The sequence below is a fragment of the Enterobacter sp. ZOR0014 genome (assembly GCF_000798855.1).
GTDB lineage: Bacteria > Pseudomonadota > Gammaproteobacteria > Enterobacterales > Enterobacteriaceae > Enterobacter > Enterobacter kobei.
The window spans coordinates 1-17,117 of record NZ_JTLF01000231.1 but is presented as its reverse complement, the minus strand read 5'-3'; the positions used below and the strand labels follow the sequence as shown (position 1 = coordinate 17,117).

Here is a 17,117-nt window from a genome sequence, read left to right as displayed (position 1 = left end):
GTGCGATGCGATAAAAAAAAGGGCCGGCCTTTCGGCCAGCCCTTTCTAACAGGATGTCGCTTAAGCGAATCTTAGTTCAGACGCTCTTTAATACGAGCAGACTTACCAGTACGCTCACGCAGGTAGTACAGTTTAGCTTTACGTACAGCACCACGACGTTTAACAGCAATGCTGTCAACTACCGGAGAGTGAGTCTGGAAGACACGCTCAACGCCTTCGCCGTTGGAAATTTTACGAACAGTGAATGCAGAGTGCAGACCGCGGTTACGAATAGCGATAACCACGCCCTCGAATGCCTGCAGACGTTTTTTGGAACCTTCAACAACCCATACTTTCACTTCCACGGTGTCACCTGGACGGAAGGAAGGTACGTCCTGCTTCATCTGCTCTTGTTCAAGTTGCTTAATAATGTTGCTCATAATTTAATCTCTTATCCTGGGTAAACTGATATTCGGGAGCGTATTACGCCTTCCCATCATGTTCATGCTGCTGGTTCGCGTGTTCAGTTTTGAACTCGGCCAGCAACTTTGCTTGCTCTTCAGTCAGAGCCAGGTTTTCCAGAAGTTCAGGTCTTCTAAGCCAGGTTCGGCCCAGCGACTGCTTCAAACGCCAGCGACGTATCTCGGCATGGTTTCCAGACAGTAACACCGCCGGGACTTCCATCCCTTCTAACACTTCAGGACGAGTATAGTGTGGGCAGTCCAGCAACCCATCGGCAAAGGAATCTTCCGTTGCCGAAGCTTCATGGCCCAGTACACCCGGAATGAACCGGGCAACGGAGTCAATCAGCGTCATCGCTGGTAACTCACCACCGCTGAGAACGTAATCGCCGATAGACCATTCTTCGTCAATCTCGGTTTGAATTACGCGCTCATCTATCCCTTCGTAGCGACCACAGACTAGAATCAGCTTTTGATTCGTCGCCAGTTCGCTCACGCCCGCTTGATCAAGCTTGCGTCCCTGAGGTGACAGATAAATCACCTTTGCGCCTTCACCTGCCGCGGCTTTTGCTGTGTGAATGGCATCCCGCAAGGGTTGTACCATCATCAACATCCCCGGTCCGCCGCCGTAAGGACGATCGTCCACGGTACGGTGCCGGTCATGCGTGAAGTCACGAGGACTCCAGCTCTGGATGCTCAGCAGGCCATTCTTTACTGCCCGGCCAGTTACCCCGTAATCGGTAATCGCGCGGAACATTTCAGGAAACAGGCTAATTATGCCAATCCACATAGCGCCGTCTTTTACCGTTTATCCGGAGAATTTAAAAACCAGGATCCCAATCTACTTCAATGGTTTGAGTAGTGAGATCGACTTTCTTGATAACCTGTCCATCGAGGAACGGGACCAACCGCTCCTTGATGCCAAATGCATCTTTCAGGTTTGCCTTAATGACGAGAACGTCATTTGACCCGGTTTCCATCATATCGATGACTTTTCCCAGGCTATAGCCTTCGGTAGTGACTACCTGGCAACCCATAAGGTCTTTCCAGTAGTAGTCGCCCTCTTCCAGCTGCGGCAACTGCGACGAATCCACGACAATTTCACAATTAGTCAGCGCATTCGCGGCATCACGATCGTCAATGCCTTTCAGCTTGATGATGATGTCCTGATTGTGGTGACGCCAGCTTTCCAGCTCGACCTCTTCCCACTTACCGGCTTTCTGGATAAACCAGGGCTGGTAATCAAAAATGCTATCAGCGTCTTCAGTGGAGGAAAACACTCTGAGCCAACCACGGATACCGTAGCAAGAACCCATTTTTCCCAATACGATCGGTTCAACAGGTGCTTTATTGCTCATCATGACCACCGTGACAGATTAAGCTGCTTTGTTTGCTGCTTTGATCAGCGTAGCAACGCGATCGGAAACAGTAGCGCCCTGGCCAACCCAGTGAGCGATACGATCCAGATCCAGACGAGTTTCTTCTTCTGCGCCAGCGGCCAGTGGGTTGAAGAAACCAACGCGCTCGATGAAGCGACCGTTGCGTGCATTACGGCTGTCAGTGACAACAACCTGGTAGAACGGACGCTTTTTAGCGCCGTGACGAGCTAAACGAATAGTTACCATAACATCCTCTTGTGTGAATAAAACAACCGGGCCCCATCGAGGAACGGAGCCCGGGTGTCATATTAAAAGCCCGAAAATTTTACTCATTTTCGGGCAAAAAGCAATCTCAAAAGCGATTATCGCCCAGGAAAGCCGGGTGGCATCATGCCTTTCATCCCGCGCATCATCTTCGCCATGCCGCCTTTCTTCATTTTCTTCATCATGCGCTGCATGTCGTCGAACTGTTTCAGAAGGCGGTTAACGTCCTGCACCTGCATGCCGCAACCGGCTGCGATACGGCGTTTGCGGGAACCTTTGATGATGTCCGGGTTAGCGCGTTCTTTCAACGTCATCGAGTTGATGATCGCCTCCATACGCACCAGCACTTTGTCATCCATCTGCGCTTTCACGTTGTCTGGGATCTGCCCCATGCCCGGCAGTTTGCCCATCAGGCTGGCCATGCCGCCCATGTTTTTCATCTGGCGCAACTGCTCAAGGAAGTCGGTCAGATCGAAACCGTCGCCTTTTTTCAGCTTGCTGGCGAGTTTTTCCGCCTGCGCACGGTCAACCTTGCTCTCGATATCTTCAATCAGCGACAGCACGTCGCCCATGCCGAGGATACGGGAGGCAATACGATCCGGGTGGAACGGCTCCAGCGCTTCGGTTTTCTCGCCCACGCCAAGGAATTTAATCGGCTTACCGGTGATATGGCGAATCGAGAGCGCCGCACCGCCGCGGGCGTCGCCGTCCACTTTGGTCAGCACCACGCCGGTTAACGGCAGCGCTTCGTTAAACGCTTTCGCGGTATTCGCCGCATCCTGACCGGTCATGGCGTCGACAACAAACAGGGTCTCTACCGGGTTGATAGAGGCATGCACCTGCTTGATCTCATCCATCATCGCTTCGTCAACGTGCAGACGACCGGCGGTATCCACCAGCAGCACGTCGTAGAATTTCAGCTTCGCCTCTTTCAGCGCGGCGTTAACGATGTCGACAGGCTTCTGGGCCACGTCTGACGGGAAGAAATCCACACCAACCTGCTCGGCCAGGGTTTCCAGCTGTTTGATCGCCGCCGGGCGATAGACGTCCGCAGAGACCACCAGCACTTTTTTCTTGTGCTTCTCACGCAGGAATTTACCCAGCTTACCGACGCTGGTCGTTTTACCCGCCCCCTGCAGGCCCGCCATCAGCACCACGGCTGGTGGCTGAGCCGCCAGGTTAAGCACCTGGTTCTCTTCGCCCATCGCCGAAACCAGTTCGTTACGAACGATTTTGACGAACTCCTGACCCGGGGTCAGGCTCTTGTTAACTTCATGACCAACCGCCTTCTCTTTAACGCGGTTGATAAAATCACGAACAACCGGCAACGCGACGTCTGCTTCCAGCAGCGCCATGCGCACTTCGCGCAGCGTTTCCTTGATGTTCTCTTCAGTAAGGCGTCCGCGGCCGCTGATGTTGCGCAGCGTGCGCGACAAACGATCGGTTAAATTATCAAACATTGTCTCTCGCCTGAGTAGAAACGTTGGGCCGCATTGAGCGACACATACACAGAATTTTGCCGGAGTATAACATGAAGGCGTCTTTGTTGTTATGCAACGGTTGGAGCAGGCGTCACGTAACGTTATACTGCTTCTCTTTCTTATTAAGACAACTGTCGATGCCTATATGCCTGTTTTCGCACTGATCGCCCTTGTTGCCTACTCTGTCAGCCTCGCGCTGATCGTTCCCGGACTGCTGCAAAAAAACAGCGGCTGGCGGCGCATGGCTATTCTTTCCGCGGTGATCGCACTGATAAGCCACGCGTTTGCGCTGGAATCACGTATCATCCCGGGCGACGGCAGCGTGCAAAACCTGAGCGTCCTCAACGTCGGCTCGCTGGTCAGTTTGATGATCTGTACGGTAATGACCATCGTGGCGTCTAAAAATCGCGGCTGGCTGCTGCTACCGATTGTTTATACCTTCGCGCTGATCAATCTGGCCTTAGCCACCTTTATGCCCAATGAATTCATTACGCATCTGGAAGCGACCCCGGGGATGCTGGTGCATATCGGCCTGTCGCTGTTTGCCTACGCGACGTTGATCATCGCGGCGCTTTACGCCATGCAGCTCGCCTGGATTGACTACCAGTTGAAAAACAAAAAGCTGGCGTTTAACCATGAAATGCCGCCGTTGATGGTCATTGAGCGTAAGATGTTCCACATCACCCAGGTCGGGGTGGTGCTGCTGACGCTCACGCTCTGCACAGGCCTGTTCTACATGAAGAACCTGTTCAGCGTGGAGAATATCGATAAAGCGGTGCTCTCCATCATCGCGTGGTTTGTCTATATTGTCCTGTTATGGGGCCATTATCATGAAGGCTGGCGCGGTCGCCGCGTGGTCTGGTTCAACGTCGCGGGGGCGGGCATTCTCACCCTTGCCTATTTTGGCAGCCGCTTCATACAGCAATTTGCTGGCTAAGAAACAAAGGAGTTCCCCCTGGAACACATCTCTACCACCACGCTGATCGTTATCCTGATCGTCATGGTGGTCATCTCCGCCTATTTCTCCGGCTCGGAAACCGGCATGATGACCTTAAACCGCTACCGGTTACGTCATCGTGCCAAGCAGGGTAACCGTGCCGCACGTCGCGTTGAAAAACTGCTCCGCAAGCCGGATCAACTGATAAGCCTGGTGCTCATCGGTAACAACCTCGTCAATATTCTTGCCTCTGCTCTGGGCACCATCGTCGGTATGCGCCTGTACGGCAACGCCGGGGTCGCTATCGCCACCGGCGTGCTGACGTTTGTGGTACTGGTGTTTGCTGAAGTGCTGCCTAAGACCATCGCCGCGCTTTACCCGGAGAAAGTCGCCTACCCGAGCAGCTTCCTGCTGGCGCCGCTGCAAATCCTGATGATGCCGCTGGTCTGGTTGTTGAATATGGTGACGCGCGTACTGATGCGGATGGTGGGCATCAAAGCCGATGTCACCATCAGCAGCGCGCTCAGCAAAGAGGAACTGCGCACCATCGTGCACGAATCCCGCACGCAGATTTCCCGGCGCAATCAGGACATGCTCCTGTCGGTGCTGGATCTGGAAAAAGTGAGCGTGAACGACATCATGGTGCCGCGGAACGAAATCGTCGGTATCGACATCAACGATGACTGGAAAGCCATCGTCCGCCAGCTGACGCACTCCCCGCACGGGCGCATCGTGCTCTATCGCGACTCGCTGGATGACGCCATCAGCATGCTGCGCGTGCGTGAAGCGTATCGTCTGATGACCGAGAAAAAAGAGTTCACCAAAGAGGTTATGCTGCGCGCCGCCGACGAAATTTACTATGTGCCGGAAGGAACGCCGCTCAGCACGCAGCTGGTTAAATTCCAGCGCAACAAGAAAAAAGTCGGCCTGGTCGTCAATGAATACGGCGACATTCAGGGACTGGTGACGGTCGAAGATATTCTGGAAGAGATAGTCGGCGACTTTACTACGTCAATGTCGCCTTCTCTCGCGGAAGAGGTCACCCCGCAAAACGACGGTTCAGTGCTGATTGACGGGAGCGCGAACATTCGCGAACTCAATAAAGCCTTTAACTGGCATTTGCCGGAAGATGAAGCGCGTACGATTAACGGGATGATTCTGGAAGCGCTGGAGGAGATCCCGGCGGCAGGCACGCGGGTGCGCATTGAGCAGTACGATATTGATATCCTGGACGTGCAGGACAATATGATTAAGCAGGTGAAGGTTCTGCCCGTCACGCCGCTTCGGGAAAGTATTGCCGAATAAAATGTAGGCCGGGTAAGGCGAACGCCGCCACCCGGCACTACAGGTAGCAAATTACGCTTTCGCTTTCGCCACGGTCACCATCGCAGCGCGAATGGTACGGCCGTTCAGGGTATACCCTTTCTGCATCACGCCCAGCACTTTACCGGCTTCAATCTCTTCAGATTCGACCATCGCAATCGCCTGGTGAACGTTTGGATCCAGCGGAACGTTGGTATCGGCAATCACTTCTACGCCAAACTTACGCACCACGTCGAGCATGGATTTCAGCGTCAGTTCGATACCTTCGATCATCGCCGCATTGTCCGGGTTCGCTTTATCAGCCACTTCCAGGGCGCGATCGAGGCTATCAATCACCGGCAGCAGTTCGTTGACGAATTTCTCCAGCGCGAATTTATGCGCCTTCTCAACGTCCTGCTCGGTACGACGACGCAGGTTTTCCATTTCCGCCTTAATGCGCAGAACACTTTCGCGTTCGCGATTCTGTGCTTCTACCAGTTGGGCTTCCAGATTCGCAATTTTTTCATCGCGCGGGTCCACCTGCTCAGCAGATGCGTCTGGCTCTACTGCCTCAACTTCATCGTGCTGTTCCGTGATAATTTCTTCAGGGGCTTGCCCCTCAGGCGTTTTCTGTTCTTTACTACTCATGAATTTCTCCGCGTTTTTCTGCATTCATCTCGCTAACTTCGCTTATTATGGGGATCAGTTTCCTGGATTCAAGGGAACAAGAGAGATTGTCATCATTCATCAGGCACAAGGACCTCCAGAAAATGAATAATCATTTCAGGTGTATTGGGATCGTCGGGCATCCGCGTCACCCTACCGCATTGACGACACATGAAATGTTGTATCGCTGGTTGTGTAGCAAAGGCTATGAAGTGATGGTCGAGCAGCAGATTGCACAGGAGCTGCAGCTCAAGAGCGTCAAAACCGGCACCCTGGCAGAGATTGGTCAACAGGCCGATCTCGCCGTGGTGGTGGGCGGTGACGGAAACATGCTCGGTGCCGCACGCACGCTGGCGCGCTATGATATCAAGGTTATCGGCATCAACCGAGGCAATCTCGGCTTTTTAACCGATCTCGACCCGGACAACGCGCAACAGCAACTGGCTGACGTGCTGGAAGGTCACTATATCAGCGAAAAGCGCTTCTTACTGGAAGCGCAGGTGTGCCAGCAGGACTGCCAGAAGCGCATCAGCACCGCGATTAACGAGGTCGTACTTCACCCCGGTAAAGTGGCGCATATGATTGAGTTCGAAGTCTATATCGACGAAATCTTTGCCTTCTCGCAGCGCTCTGACGGGCTGATTATCTCCACTCCAACCGGCTCAACCGCCTACTCACTTTCTGCGGGTGGCCCCATTCTGACGCCCTCGCTGGATGCCATTACCCTGGTGCCAATGTTCCCGCACACGCTCTCCGCCCGCCCGTTGGTCATCAACGGTGACAGCACGATACGTCTGCGCTTCTCACACCGCCGTAACGACCTGGAGATCAGCTGCGACAGCCAGATTGCGCTGCCGATCCAGGAAGGTGAAGATGTTCTCATTCGCCGATGCGATTACCACCTGAACCTGATTCACCCGAAAGATTACAGCTATTTCAACACATTAAGCTCGAAGCTCGGCTGGTCAAAAAAATTGTTCTGATTTTACATCCAGGACTTTACTGTATAAAAAACCAGTTTATACTGTATGAAAACACAGTCATGGTTTTTCATACAGGAAAACAATTATGCTGGCACAACTGACCATCAGCAACTTTGCCATAGTTCGTGAGCTTGAGATCGATTTCCACAGCGGCATGACGGCGATCACCGGGGAAACCGGTGCGGGTAAATCCATTGCCATTGATGCCCTCGGCTTGTGCCTTGGCGGCCGCGCCGAGGGAGACATGGTGCGCAGGGGCGCAAACCGCGCCGACCTGTGCGCCCGCTTCTCCCTGAAAGACACGCCTGCCGCCCAGCGCTGGCTCGAACAGAACCAGCTTGAAGATGGGCGTGAGTGTTTACTTCGCCGCGTGATCAGCAGCGACGGCCGTTCCCGTGGTTTTATCAACGGCACGGCGGTCCCCCTCTCTCAGCTTCGCGAACTCGGCCAGCTGCTTATTCAGATCCACGGTCAGCACGCGCATCAGCAGTTAGTCAAACCAGAACAGCAGAAAGCATTGCTTGATGGCTATGCGGGTGAGTACGCACTTACTCAGCTCATGGCTGAACACTACCGTCTGTGGCATCAGAGCTGCCGGGAGCTGGCTCAGCATCAGCAGCAAAGCCAGGAGCGCGCCGCGCGTGCGGAGCTGCTGGCGTACCAGCTTAAGGAACTGAACGAATTCAATCCGCAGGCGGGTGAGTTTGAGCAAATCGACGAGGAGTACAAGCGCCTCGCCAACAGTGGCCACCTGCTCTCAACCAGCCAGAATGCGCTCAATATGCTCGCTGATGGCGAAGACGCGAACCTGCAGAGCCAGCTCTATAGCGTTCGTCAGCTAATCACCGAGCTGGCAGGCATGGACAGCAAACTCTCTGGCGTACTGGATATGCTGGAAGAGGCTGCGATTCAAATCTCAGAAGCCAGTGACGAACTGCGCCACTACTGTGAGCGTCTGGATCTCGACCCGAACCGTCTGTTTGAACTGGAACAGCGCATCTCCCGTCAGATTGCCCTGGCGCGTAAGCACCATGTTACGCCGGAAGAGCTGCCGGGCTACTATCAGGCTCTGCTGGAAGAGCAGCAGCAGCTTGACGATCAGGCTGACTCGCAGGAAACCCTTTCTCTGGCGGTGAACCTGCATCATGAACAGGCGCTGGCCACAGCGCAAAAGCTGCATGAAATCCGTCAGCATTACGCTCAGGAACTCAGCCAGCACATCACCGACAGCATGCATACGCTGGCAATGCCGCATGGTGTGTTCACCATTGATGTTCGCTTTGAAGAGCATCACCTGACGGCGGAAGGTGCGGATCGTATTGAGTTCCGTGTCACCACCAACCCGGGCCAACCGCTACAGGCTATCTCCAAAGTCGCCTCCGGCGGCGAGCTGTCGCGTATTGCGCTGGCGATTCAGGTTATTACCGCGCGTAAAATGGAAACCCCGGCGCTGATTTTCGATGAGGTGGATGTCGGGATCAGCGGTCCAACGGCGGCGGTTGTCGGCAAACTGCTGCGTCAGTTAGGCGAATCAACGCAGGTGATGTGCGTCACTCACCTGCCGCAGGTTGCGGGCTGTGGTCATCATCACTTTATTGTCAGCAAAGAAACCGATGGCGAAATGACGGAAACGCACATGATGCCGCTCGATAAACGTGCACGTCTGCAGGAGCTGGCACGCCTGCTCGGCGGCAGTGAAGTCACGCGTAATACGCTCGCGAACGCGAAAGAACTGCTGGCGGCATAAACTTTTTCGGGATCTCAGGGTCATAGAGAACAACAAAAACGCCGCCAGACCGGTTTCAAAGTGGGGCAAGGTCTATTATCATCGGCATATTACATATGAGCCGCGTTCTGCTCGGGCCCGAAAAGGAATCAAATCACTATGCGTTGTAAAATGCTGACCGCTGCCGCAGCGGTTCTTCTGATGTTGACCGCAGGCTGTTCCACTCTGGAGAAAGTGGTTTACCGTCCTGACATCAACCAGGGGAACTACCTTACCCCTAACGATGTGTCCAAAATCCGTGTGGGGATGACACAACAGCAGGTCGCTTATGCACTGGGAACCCCGATGATGTCCGATCCGTTCGGCACTAACACCTGGTTCTATGTATTCCGTCAGCAGCCAGGCCATGAAGATGTGACCCAGCAGACCCTGACGCTGACTTTCAGCAGCGCCGGTGTGTTGACCAACATCGACAACAAACCTGCCCTGACCAAATAATCAGGCGTCAGAAATGCAAAAAGGTGCTCAATGAGCACCTTTTTTGTATCTGAATTCTTACGCAGAGTCGTAGCCCCGGTAAGCGCAGCGCCACCGGGGGAGAAAGCGCTACTTACTCGCCTTCTCGGCACGCTGGCGACGCAGCTCTTTCGGGTCGGCAATCAGCGGACGATAAATCTCCACCCGATCGCCCTCTTTCAGCACATCACCCAGCTTCACCGGACGGCTGTAAATACCGACCTTATTTTTCGCCAGGTCGATATCACTGCGAAGCTCGAGGATGCCGGACGCGCGGATAGCCGCTTCTACGGTCGCGCCCTCGTCCAGCGTCACGCGCTGCAAATACTGTTTCTCTGGCAGCGCGTACACCACTTCCACAGCAATCTTATGCGACACTGTAAACCTCTTTGGCGCGGGTCGTGAATGCCTGAACCATATTCGAGGCCAGCTCTTTAAAGATGCGGCCAAACGCCAGCTCAATCAGCTTATTGGTAAACTCAAAGTCCAGATGGAACTCAATACGGCAGGCGTCCGCGCTCAGTGGGGTAAACTTCCAGCCCCCCATCAGCGTTTTAAACGGACCATCGACCAGATGCATCAAAATACTCTGATTGCTGGTCAGCGTATTACGGGTGGTGAACGTCTTGCTGATCCCCGCTTTGGAGACATCCACCGCCGCGGTCATCTGCGTCGGGCCAGACTCCAGAACGCGGCTTCCGGTACACCCCGGAATAAATTCTGGGTAAGACTGAACATCGTTCACTAACTGATACATCTGTTCCGCGCTGTAAGGCACAAGCGCAGTACGGCTAATCTGAGGCATAGCATTTTCCATGGTCACACAACGGACAAATAATAACATTTATCACCTGTTAAAAAAACGCTAAGCCTCATCTCGTGCTAAGATAGCGCGTTAGACCTCACAGGACGCAATGAGGTGACTTTTTGAAATCAGATTACCGACGGCTTTACGACACTTATGACGAAGAAAAAAGCACATAAACCAGGCTCGGCGACCATTGCGCTCAACAAGCGTGCGCGCCACGAGTATTTCATTGAAGAAGAATTCGAAGCTGGCCTTGCGTTGCAGGGCTGGGAAGTAAAATCGCTGCGCGCCGGGAAAGCCAATATCGGCGACAGCTACGTGATCCTGAAAGATGGCGAAGCTTTCCTGTTCGGTGCGAACTTTACGCCGCTGACCGTCGCCTCGTCACACTATGTGTGTGACCCAACGCGCACCCGTAAGCTGCTGCTAAACAAGCGTGAGCTGGAATCTCTCTACGGACGCATCAACCGCGAAGGTTTCACCGTGGTCGCCCTGTCGCTGTACTGGAAAAACGCCTGGTGCAAGGTGAAGGTTGGCGTTGCGAAGGGTAAAAAGCAGCACGACAAACGTACTGACCTGAAAGAGCGCGAGTGGCAGCTTGATAAAGCGCGCATCATGAAAAACGCAGGACGTTGATTCTGCACACTTATTGTACTATTCAATAAGTTAGCGTTCCGGGCTGGTATCCAGGAAGTGAAATCTGGTATACTCAGTTCAACACTATTGGGGCTGATTCTGGATTCGACGGGATTTGCGAAACCCAAGGTGCATGCCGAGGGGCGGTTTGCCTCGTTAAAAGCCGCAAAAAAATAGTCGCAAACGACGAAAACTACGCTTTAGCAGCTTAATAACCTGCTCTGAGCCCTCTCTCCCTAGCTTCCGCTCTTAAGACGGGGATCAAAGAGAGGTCAAACCCAAAAGAGATCGCGTGGAAGCCCTGCCTGGGGTTGAAGCGTTAAAACTAATCAGGCTAGTTCGTTAGTGGCGTGTCTGTCCGCAGCTGGCGTGCGAATGTAAAGACAAACTAAGCATGTAGTACCGAGGATGTAGAAATTTCGGACGCGGGTTCAACTCCCGCCAGCTCCACCAAAATTCTCCATCGGTGATTACCAGAGTCATCCGATGAAGTCCTGAAAGCCCGCACGGCGCAAGCCCTGCGGGCTTTTTTGTGCCTGTTCATTGCACAGGGTAATCCGGCTAAATCTGATGATTATTGGATACGTTTAGGTATACCGCACGATGTATCCTTAAAGCGTTTACCATTTAATGAAGGTGCGGTCATTGTGGTACGCTCGTGACCAACGCCGCTGCTCTCCGCGTTAAAGTGTTAGAGAAGGATCTAACGCTGCATGATGGTGATGGGCTTTTCCTGATAGTGAAAACCAGCGGGAAAAAGCTCTGGCGTTTCCGTTATCAACGCCCGGCAATAAAACAGCGAACAATGATAGGGCTCGGTGCCTTCCCTGCACTTTCGCTTGCTGATGCCCGAGGGTTAAGAGCTGACTATCTTGCCTTATTAGCCAACGGAATCGACCCTCAAATCCAAGCTGAAGCAGCAGAGAAAGAGCAGCAAATTGCTATGGACAGTATTTTTTCGATTGTGGCTGCAAACTGGTTTCAGCTCAAAAGCAAAAGCGTAACCCCCGATTACGCAAAAGACATTTGGCGCTCATTGGAAAAAGACATTTTTCCTGCCATCGGTGAGATCCCCGTGCAGCAAATCAAAGCCCGAAGATTAGTTGAAGCACTTGAACCAATCAAAGCACGTGGTGCTCTTGAGACCGTCCGTCGTCTGGTACAGCGCATTAACGAGATAATGATTTACGCTATAAATACCGGCCTTATTGATGCTAATCCGGCATCAGGTATTGGTATGGCTTTTGAAAAACCAAAAAAGCAAAACATGCCAACACTTAGACCAGAAGAACTACCGAAGCTTATGCATTCTTTGATTATGTCGAATCTATCCGTTTCAACCCGATGTCTTATCGAATGGCAACTACTAACTCTTGTTCGTCCTTCAGAGGCCTGTGGTGCAGAATGGGCTGAAATAGATCTCGATAGGAAGCTTTGGTCTATCCCAGCAGAACGGATGAAAGCCAAACGTGAGCATATTGTTCCATTGTCAATTCAGGCTATAGAGATTCTGGAAATAATGAAAAAAATTAGTGGCAATCGCGTGCATATTTTTCCTAGTAGAAATAATCCTAATAGGCCGATGAATAGCCAGACAGCTAACGCGGCTCTTAAGCGTATTGGTTATAGTGGGAAACTAGTTGCCCAAGGTCTGCGCTCTATAGCGAGCACAGCGATGAATGAAGTAGGATTCAACTCAGATATTATTGAAGCAGCATTATCACATATTGACAAAGATGAAGTAAGACGAGCATATAACCGCTCCACATATTTGCAACAACGAATAGAACTGATGGAATGGTGGGGTTTGCAAGTAAGGAGTGAGGGTAATATCCCTCTACTCCCGATATAATCTAAAACATTCGGCCACTTCAACCAATTGTGAATTTTCTAAACGCCCTTTAACATAGGAAAAAACTTTCACATTATGTGATATTTCTGAAAGGGCTAGCTTTACCTTGAATTTATAATTTTCATACATCCCACTCTTGAAATATGAGTTTGCAGCTAAAATGAGTAAAAAAGCTTCTGTCATCGCTGGTAGATTGATTACATTTTTTTGGAATTTTTTACTATTATAAATTTCATAACAGATAGAGAAGTCTTTCAAATCATTTTTATTTATTGTTATATTTGCTTGATTATTGAAAGAATTATATAAATAGGCACAAGATGCATACCAGTACATATCTACTTTTATAAAACTATCTCTTTTACTTGCGAAAGCGATCCAATCAGTATCATTTTTTGAATGTATTAAATTATACAAATAATAAAAACTAATAAGACCACTTTTGTATTGCTTTTGTGAGCCATCAAAGATGTTTTCGATTTTTTTCATAATTTTCGACAAATCAACCACTTGATTTTTATTAAGCATCTCGAGATATTCAACAAACCATTTTGAAACAGATCTTGCCGTAAAGGAGTCTGGATTCCACATCCAATATTCCGGAGACATTTCACCGATTAAGATGCTCGAGGTTTCCATAACCCAATTAACCTTTTCTTCACCTTGACTTTGGTTATTTTTACAATAATGTAAAATAAGATGTCTGAGTAATCTGAGCAACCCTGAATAGGTGAAATAGGGCTCTCCAAAACGAATCAGGCAATCAGCTACTGGATTGTGGGTTTGAGAAATCATTACATCAAGAGGTTTTAGTTCATGAACGAATGAAGACCTCATTTTATACAAATTATCCAAGGCTTTCTCAAGAAAACTTCTGCGTATTGGAAATCTATTTGACTCGTAAAAAAACTCGTCATTTAGATTATTGATAATAAAAGATTTAAATCGCTTAAGAAGCTTAAATTGCTTTCCATCAATTAAAGCACTTTTTATTTCATCTGAAACAGATGGAGATAAATCTAAGAATATCTCATCCAACTTACTCCTAATTGTTTGATCGTAGTCTTGCCATGTAGATTCATATCCGTCACCTCTTTGTGACAATGACTCAAGTGCATATACAAGCATTGAGTATGTTAAATCAAAATTGGTGGACAATGATTCTTTCGTATCGCTAATAATTTTTAATGCGGAAATAACGGATTTATAACTTGCGCGATCTATACCCACAACATCATTGACAAAACGGCTAAAACCCATTGCGGTTTCATGTGATATACGTCTATCAATCTCAACGAGATAAGGAGCAATCTCAAGTGCTATTTTTGTGCGATTTTTCCTAAAATTTAATTGAGCACATATTTGCTTTACTGTTTCTTTTTCTGGCCTTGCCACACAATCAAAGTAAAATTCCCATAGCTGTATAAATTGTTCCATATAATCTTGATCACCTGCCCTTATTACCACTCCTGCCTCAATTTTATCTGGCTTTTCAGTTAATAGGACATAGTCAACCAGATAGCAATTGATACCGCCACCATCTATTTTCTTAACTTTAAACTCTGGCAAATCACTTTCAAGAAGATAATTAATATCTACGTTAGAGTAAAAAACAAAAGTACCTTCATGTTTTTCTATTTTATTCTCTTCAAAAAAACACCCACTTGAAATCTGAAACATTCCCCCTCCATTTTTAAATTAAAAACCCACCTGAAATATTTAACATCAAATTTATAGCTATAATACTAAGTCCTTTCTTTGGTCAAGAAGGCCTTCCTCGAGGCCTTCAATCTCAAAATGCAGGTTTTAAATTCTTCTCAAACAATTCATAAACAGGACGATTCATCTGTGCTGTTGCGGCAATTAACTGTGAGAAATTAGATATACACTCCCTAACCTTTGTGGGGCTCTTTAGACCACCATCAATTAGTGCAGGTAAAAGTTGATTACTCAAAGCCAAACAAATATCTACAATTGGCTCCCAAATTTTCTCAGCATTTGATGGGGAAACATCATGACCAAAAGAAACTCTAAACAAATCAGGAACAGGTCTCCCTAAGAAACTTTCAAGACATTCTGTTATTGCAGAACAAAGTAAAGGGATCGCACCTCTGAATCTGAGATATTCTAATTGAGCCAAATCATTTCTAGATAACACATCTTTTTTACCCAGATTGATTTTTTTGTTGACTATACATTTCATTAATGAAAAAGCACAAATGATATGAGACGCTTTTGTACTGTCATTAAATATTTTTGAATAATATGAATCATTTGTCCAAATAGCCGAGCGTTGATTATACGCTATCGTAGGCTCTCCATGAAAACTCATTAGAGCTTGTCCAACTGTGTATGACGGTAAAAGGTTTGGCTTTCTACGTATAACACTTTCAGCACTACCTCTGCGCCCTCCTTCATACTCAGCATCGGGAATAGATGCAAATTCCACTTTCAAACGTTTTTGAATTTTATCTGTGCTTCTAAAATCGGATGCCTCAACTTTATTTTGACTATTGTTATACTGGATAATGTTTTGAATTAAGTCAGCATCTCCATCTTTAACTTTTATGAACCTTGCTTGTACTTTAACATTTTCAGCTGGTAAGCGAGACAAAGATCCAAGAGCGCCAGTTGTTTGTGCGCCATTGACAATTGACATGCCCCTCACTTCTAGATTCTTAATTTTTTCATTATAGCTATAATCATGAACCAGGATTGTAACACCATTATTAAACGCCCAAAAATTACCTGCTGATTTTTCAGCGCTATTTCTTATCCCATTATTAATATTAGAATCAGTTGACCTTGAGCCTAGATAATCTCTTACGTTCGCAGAAAAAATATTTAACTTATGTTTTTTATAAGCTCTAGCTAAATCCTTACCCTGAATAGTGGTACAAAATGAAATCCACTCCCCACCATTAATTTCATAACCTCCATCGACGACTTTTATGTTAAAAGTTTCATCAACCAATATAGGTGAAAGAGATTCGCTGTACCACTCAGTAAATTTCTCAGCTCCAACTTCAACCGCATGTACTTGAACTTTCGCATCTTTGAAATCATGCTGTAAAATGGTGTTTGCTGTTTGCTGAACAGTAACCAACTCCTGACCAACATTTTTAGATAGCGGCAAGTTGTGAACGTACCATACATATAATGTTTTTATTTTAGACTGCCTGATTAGATCCCTAATCTGTTTTGCTGAGGAGTTTATTCTTTCTGGTACTTCCTTTAAGTCTCTTTGCAAAAGCCATGCTAAAGCAATATTAAGGTCACTAGCTTTGTTTGCTGGAGCTTCTTGTCTATCCTTTCCTGAAAAGTAACATTGAGCAAGGACGGCAAATTCCTCCTCTTCATTGATATAAACCAAGTCACATTTTTTGTCATCATGGCCATCTGTAATGGAATCAGCAGCAACACCATCAATATCATCTATTCGAAAGTGCAGCGCTAATGCAAATAAAGCTAATCCATTATCACCATAAGACTTCAGATCCTCTCTGTTTTCATAGGCTTGTATCCATGTACTCATGCTCATTCCTTAGTTGATTAAAACTTGAGATTAACGCTTACATCTTATACGTTCAACTGCATTTTCTGCGTTAGCGCGCGCTCGTAGCCCCGCCACGCCTGCCCGCTTTAGGGAGTGGTTTTCATGCAGTTGCATGATAGGCTCTAAACCGCGCCTTATCTGGTCTGGGAAGTAAAAATGCAAGTGCATAAAGTCATGCGATTTCATGCAGTATAGACATTCACTCAGGCTACAGACATCAAAAAACCCGGCACTGGCCGGGCTTGAGTGAGCTTTTCTGTTCAGGTCAGAATAGCTTTCTTTTTTTTCTGTCGTCATGTGATCCTGATACCGGTGCTGAACCGGTCAGGCTCATCACGTCGTCCCGGAATCTCAGCGGCAATATATCATTAGTCCATTTCAGCATTAGATTCAGGATAAATTCACGATACAGCGTATCTGCATCATTCGTACCTTCAATAATGCCCGATATATGCGCTGAGCTATTCAGCTCAAATTGTCTGTACTTCATCCTGAGCAGGCTGCTCAATTCGGCACCGTGGAAAATAAAAAAGTCCCGTAAAAGCTCATCGATACGCTCCTCTGTGATGCC

Annotated in this window: 17 protein-coding genes, 1 other RNA gene and 1 pseudogene; 8 read left to right on the top strand and 11 right to left on the bottom strand. The window is 48.7% G+C overall.

Annotated elements, in window-relative coordinates; translation table 11 throughout:
• Nucleotides 1–71 precede the first annotated feature (71 nt).
• The 5 genes from rplS to ffh form a co-directional block, all read right to left on the bottom strand.
• Nucleotides 72–419, bottom strand: coding sequence for a 50S ribosomal protein L19 (gene rplS / locus L977_RS11980; protein WP_002914145.1), 348 nt, complete (start codon nt 417–419; stop codon nt 72–74).
• 43 nt (nt 420–462) lie between these two features.
• Nucleotides 463–1,230 (bottom strand): tRNA (guanosine(37)-N1)-methyltransferase TrmD, encoded by a 768-nt coding sequence (trmD, locus tag L977_RS11975; RefSeq protein WP_014884877.1) that lies wholly within the window; start codon nt 1,228–1,230, stop codon nt 463–465.
• Nucleotides 1,231–1,261: 31 nt separating this feature from the next.
• The gene (gene rimM, locus L977_RS11970; protein WP_003863136.1) at nt 1,262–1,801 is read right to left on the bottom strand and encodes a ribosome maturation factor RimM; all 540 of its coding nucleotides are present in this window, start codon (nt 1,799–1,801) and stop codon (nt 1,262–1,264) included.
• A gap of 15 nt (nt 1,802–1,816) precedes the next feature.
• Nucleotides 1,817–2,065 carry a 30S ribosomal protein S16 gene (gene rpsP / locus L977_RS11965; RefSeq protein WP_003863133.1) on the bottom strand — a complete coding sequence of 83 codons (249 nt, stop codon included), beginning with the start codon at nt 2,063–2,065 and terminating at the stop codon, nt 1,817–1,819.
• A 116-nt stretch (nt 2,066–2,181) separates the two neighbouring features.
• Entirely contained in the window at nt 2,182–3,543 is a 1,362-nt protein-coding gene (ffh, locus tag L977_RS11960; RefSeq protein ID WP_014884878.1) for a signal recognition particle protein, read from the bottom strand.
• Nucleotides 3,544–3,709: 166 nt separating this feature from the next.
• Here ffh and L977_RS11955 point away from each other — a divergent pair, with 166 nt between their 5' ends.
• Nucleotides 3,710–4,501, top strand: a complete 792-nt coding sequence (locus tag L977_RS11955; RefSeq protein WP_014884879.1) for a cytochrome C assembly family protein — start codon at nt 3,710–3,712, stop codon at nt 4,499–4,501.
• A gap of 18 nt (nt 4,502–4,519) precedes the next feature.
• Entirely contained in the window at nt 4,520–5,806 is a 1,287-nt protein-coding gene (locus tag L977_RS11950; protein ID WP_032629440.1) for an HlyC/CorC family transporter, read from the top strand.
• 51 nt (nt 5,807–5,857) lie between these two features.
• Here L977_RS11950 and grpE read toward each other — a convergent pair whose 3' ends face one another.
• Entirely contained in the window at nt 5,858–6,451 is a 594-nt protein-coding gene (gene grpE / locus L977_RS11945; protein WP_014884881.1) for a nucleotide exchange factor GrpE, read from the bottom strand.
• Nucleotides 6,452–6,573: 122 nt separating this feature from the next.
• On the opposite strand from grpE, the gene nadK reads away from it, so the two are divergent.
• From nadK to bamE, 3 genes are all read left to right on the top strand, one after another.
• A complete protein-coding gene (gene nadK / locus L977_RS11940; protein WP_008502500.1) occupies nt 6,574–7,452 on the top strand; it encodes an NAD(+) kinase in 879 nt (292 codons plus the stop codon).
• Between the two features lie 85 nt (nt 7,453–7,537).
• Nucleotides 7,538–9,199 (top strand): DNA repair protein RecN, encoded by a 1,662-nt coding sequence (gene recN, locus L977_RS11935; protein WP_014884882.1) that lies wholly within the window; start codon nt 7,538–7,540, stop codon nt 9,197–9,199.
• A gap of 138 nt (nt 9,200–9,337) precedes the next feature.
• Complete coding sequence (bamE, locus tag L977_RS11930; RefSeq protein WP_014884883.1) at nt 9,338–9,676, top strand: outer membrane protein assembly factor BamE; 339 nt, start codon at nt 9,338–9,340, stop codon at nt 9,674–9,676.
• Nucleotides 9,677–9,784: 108 nt separating this feature from the next.
• Here bamE and L977_RS11925 read toward each other — a convergent pair whose 3' ends face one another.
• Together L977_RS11925 and L977_RS11920 are read right to left on the bottom strand one after the other, a co-directional pair.
• The gene (locus L977_RS11925) at nt 9,785–10,072 is read right to left on the bottom strand and encodes an RnfH family protein (protein ID WP_014884884.1); all 288 of its coding nucleotides are present in this window, start codon (nt 10,070–10,072) and stop codon (nt 9,785–9,787) included.
• Nucleotides 10,062–10,499 carry a type II toxin-antitoxin system RatA family toxin gene (locus L977_RS11920; protein WP_014832955.1) on the bottom strand — a complete coding sequence of 146 codons (438 nt, stop codon included), beginning with the start codon at nt 10,497–10,499 and terminating at the stop codon, nt 10,062–10,064. Before L977_RS11920 ends, L977_RS11925 begins: the two co-directional genes overlap by 11 nt.
• 156 nt (nt 10,500–10,655) lie before the next feature.
• On the opposite strand from L977_RS11920, the gene smpB reads away from it, so the two are divergent.
• The 3 genes from smpB (at nt 10,656) to L977_RS11910 (ending at nt 12,990) form a co-directional block, all read left to right on the top strand.
• A complete protein-coding gene (gene smpB, locus L977_RS11915; RefSeq protein ID WP_008502505.1) occupies nt 10,656–11,138 on the top strand; it encodes an SsrA-binding protein SmpB in 483 nt (160 codons plus the stop codon).
• A gap of 89 nt (nt 11,139–11,227) precedes the next feature.
• Nucleotides 11,228–11,591, top strand: a transfer-messenger RNA (tmRNA) gene (gene ssrA / locus L977_RS23805).
• A 205-nt stretch (nt 11,592–11,796) separates the two neighbouring features.
• Complete coding sequence (locus tag L977_RS11910) at nt 11,797–12,990, top strand: integrase domain-containing protein (protein WP_047625813.1); 1,194 nt, start codon at nt 11,797–11,799, stop codon at nt 12,988–12,990.
• Here the strand turns inward: L977_RS11910 and L977_RS11905 are convergent.
• The 3 genes and pseudogenes from L977_RS11905 to L977_RS24735 all read right to left on the bottom strand — a co-directional run.
• Nucleotides 12,976–14,670, bottom strand: a complete 1,695-nt coding sequence (locus L977_RS11905; protein WP_047625812.1) for a hypothetical protein — start codon at nt 14,668–14,670, stop codon at nt 12,976–12,978. The two genes, L977_RS11910 and L977_RS11905, sit on opposite strands and share 15 nt — an antisense overlap.
• Before the next feature lie 112 nt (nt 14,671–14,782).
• On the bottom strand, nt 14,783–16,525 hold the full coding sequence (locus L977_RS11900) for an AIPR family protein (RefSeq protein ID WP_047625811.1): 1,743 nt from the start codon (nt 16,523–16,525) through the stop codon (nt 14,783–14,785).
• Nucleotides 16,526–16,811: 286 nt separating this feature from the next.
• A pseudogene (locus L977_RS24735) lies at nt 16,812–17,117 on the bottom strand (hypothetical protein); the annotation flags it as partial.

What these genes read in the sequence shown, in the direction of transcription:
- rplS (WP_002914145.1), bottom strand. Translation starts at nt 419, where the DNA reads ATGAGCAACATTATTAAGCAACTTGAACAAGAGCAGATGAAGCAGGAC.
- trmD (WP_014884877.1), bottom strand. Translation starts at nt 1,230, where the DNA reads ATGTGGATTGGCATAATTAGCCTGTTTCCTGAAATGTTCCGCGCGATT.
- rimM (WP_003863136.1), bottom strand. Translation starts at nt 1,801, where the DNA reads ATGATGAGCAATAAAGCACCTGTTGAACCGATCGTATTGGGAAAAATG.
- rpsP (WP_003863133.1), bottom strand. Translation starts at nt 2,065, where the DNA reads ATGGTAACTATTCGTTTAGCTCGTCACGGCGCTAAAAAGCGTCCGTTC.
- ffh (WP_014884878.1), bottom strand. Translation starts at nt 3,543, where the DNA reads ATGTTTGATAATTTAACCGATCGTTTGTCGCGCACGCTGCGCAACATC.
- L977_RS11955 (WP_014884879.1), top strand. Translation starts at nt 3,710, where the DNA reads ATGCCTGTTTTCGCACTGATCGCCCTTGTTGCCTACTCTGTCAGCCTC.
- grpE (WP_014884881.1), bottom strand. Translation starts at nt 6,451, where the DNA reads ATGAGTAGTAAAGAACAGAAAACGCCTGAGGGGCAAGCCCCTGAAGAA.
- nadK (WP_008502500.1), top strand. Translation starts at nt 6,574, where the DNA reads ATGAATAATCATTTCAGGTGTATTGGGATCGTCGGGCATCCGCGTCAC.
- recN (WP_014884882.1), top strand. Translation starts at nt 7,538, where the DNA reads ATGCTGGCACAACTGACCATCAGCAACTTTGCCATAGTTCGTGAGCTT.
- bamE (WP_014884883.1), top strand. Translation starts at nt 9,338, where the DNA reads ATGCGTTGTAAAATGCTGACCGCTGCCGCAGCGGTTCTTCTGATGTTG.
- L977_RS11920 (WP_014832955.1), bottom strand. Translation starts at nt 10,499, where the DNA reads ATGCCTCAGATTAGCCGTACTGCGCTTGTGCCTTACAGCGCGGAACAG.
- smpB (WP_008502505.1), top strand. Translation starts at nt 10,656, where the DNA reads ATGACGAAGAAAAAAGCACATAAACCAGGCTCGGCGACCATTGCGCTC.
- L977_RS11905 (WP_047625812.1), bottom strand. Translation starts at nt 14,670, where the DNA reads ATGTTTCAGATTTCAAGTGGGTGTTTTTTTGAAGAGAATAAAATAGAA.
- L977_RS11900 (WP_047625811.1), bottom strand. Translation starts at nt 16,525, where the DNA reads ATGAGTACATGGATACAAGCCTATGAAAACAGAGAGGATCTGAAGTCT.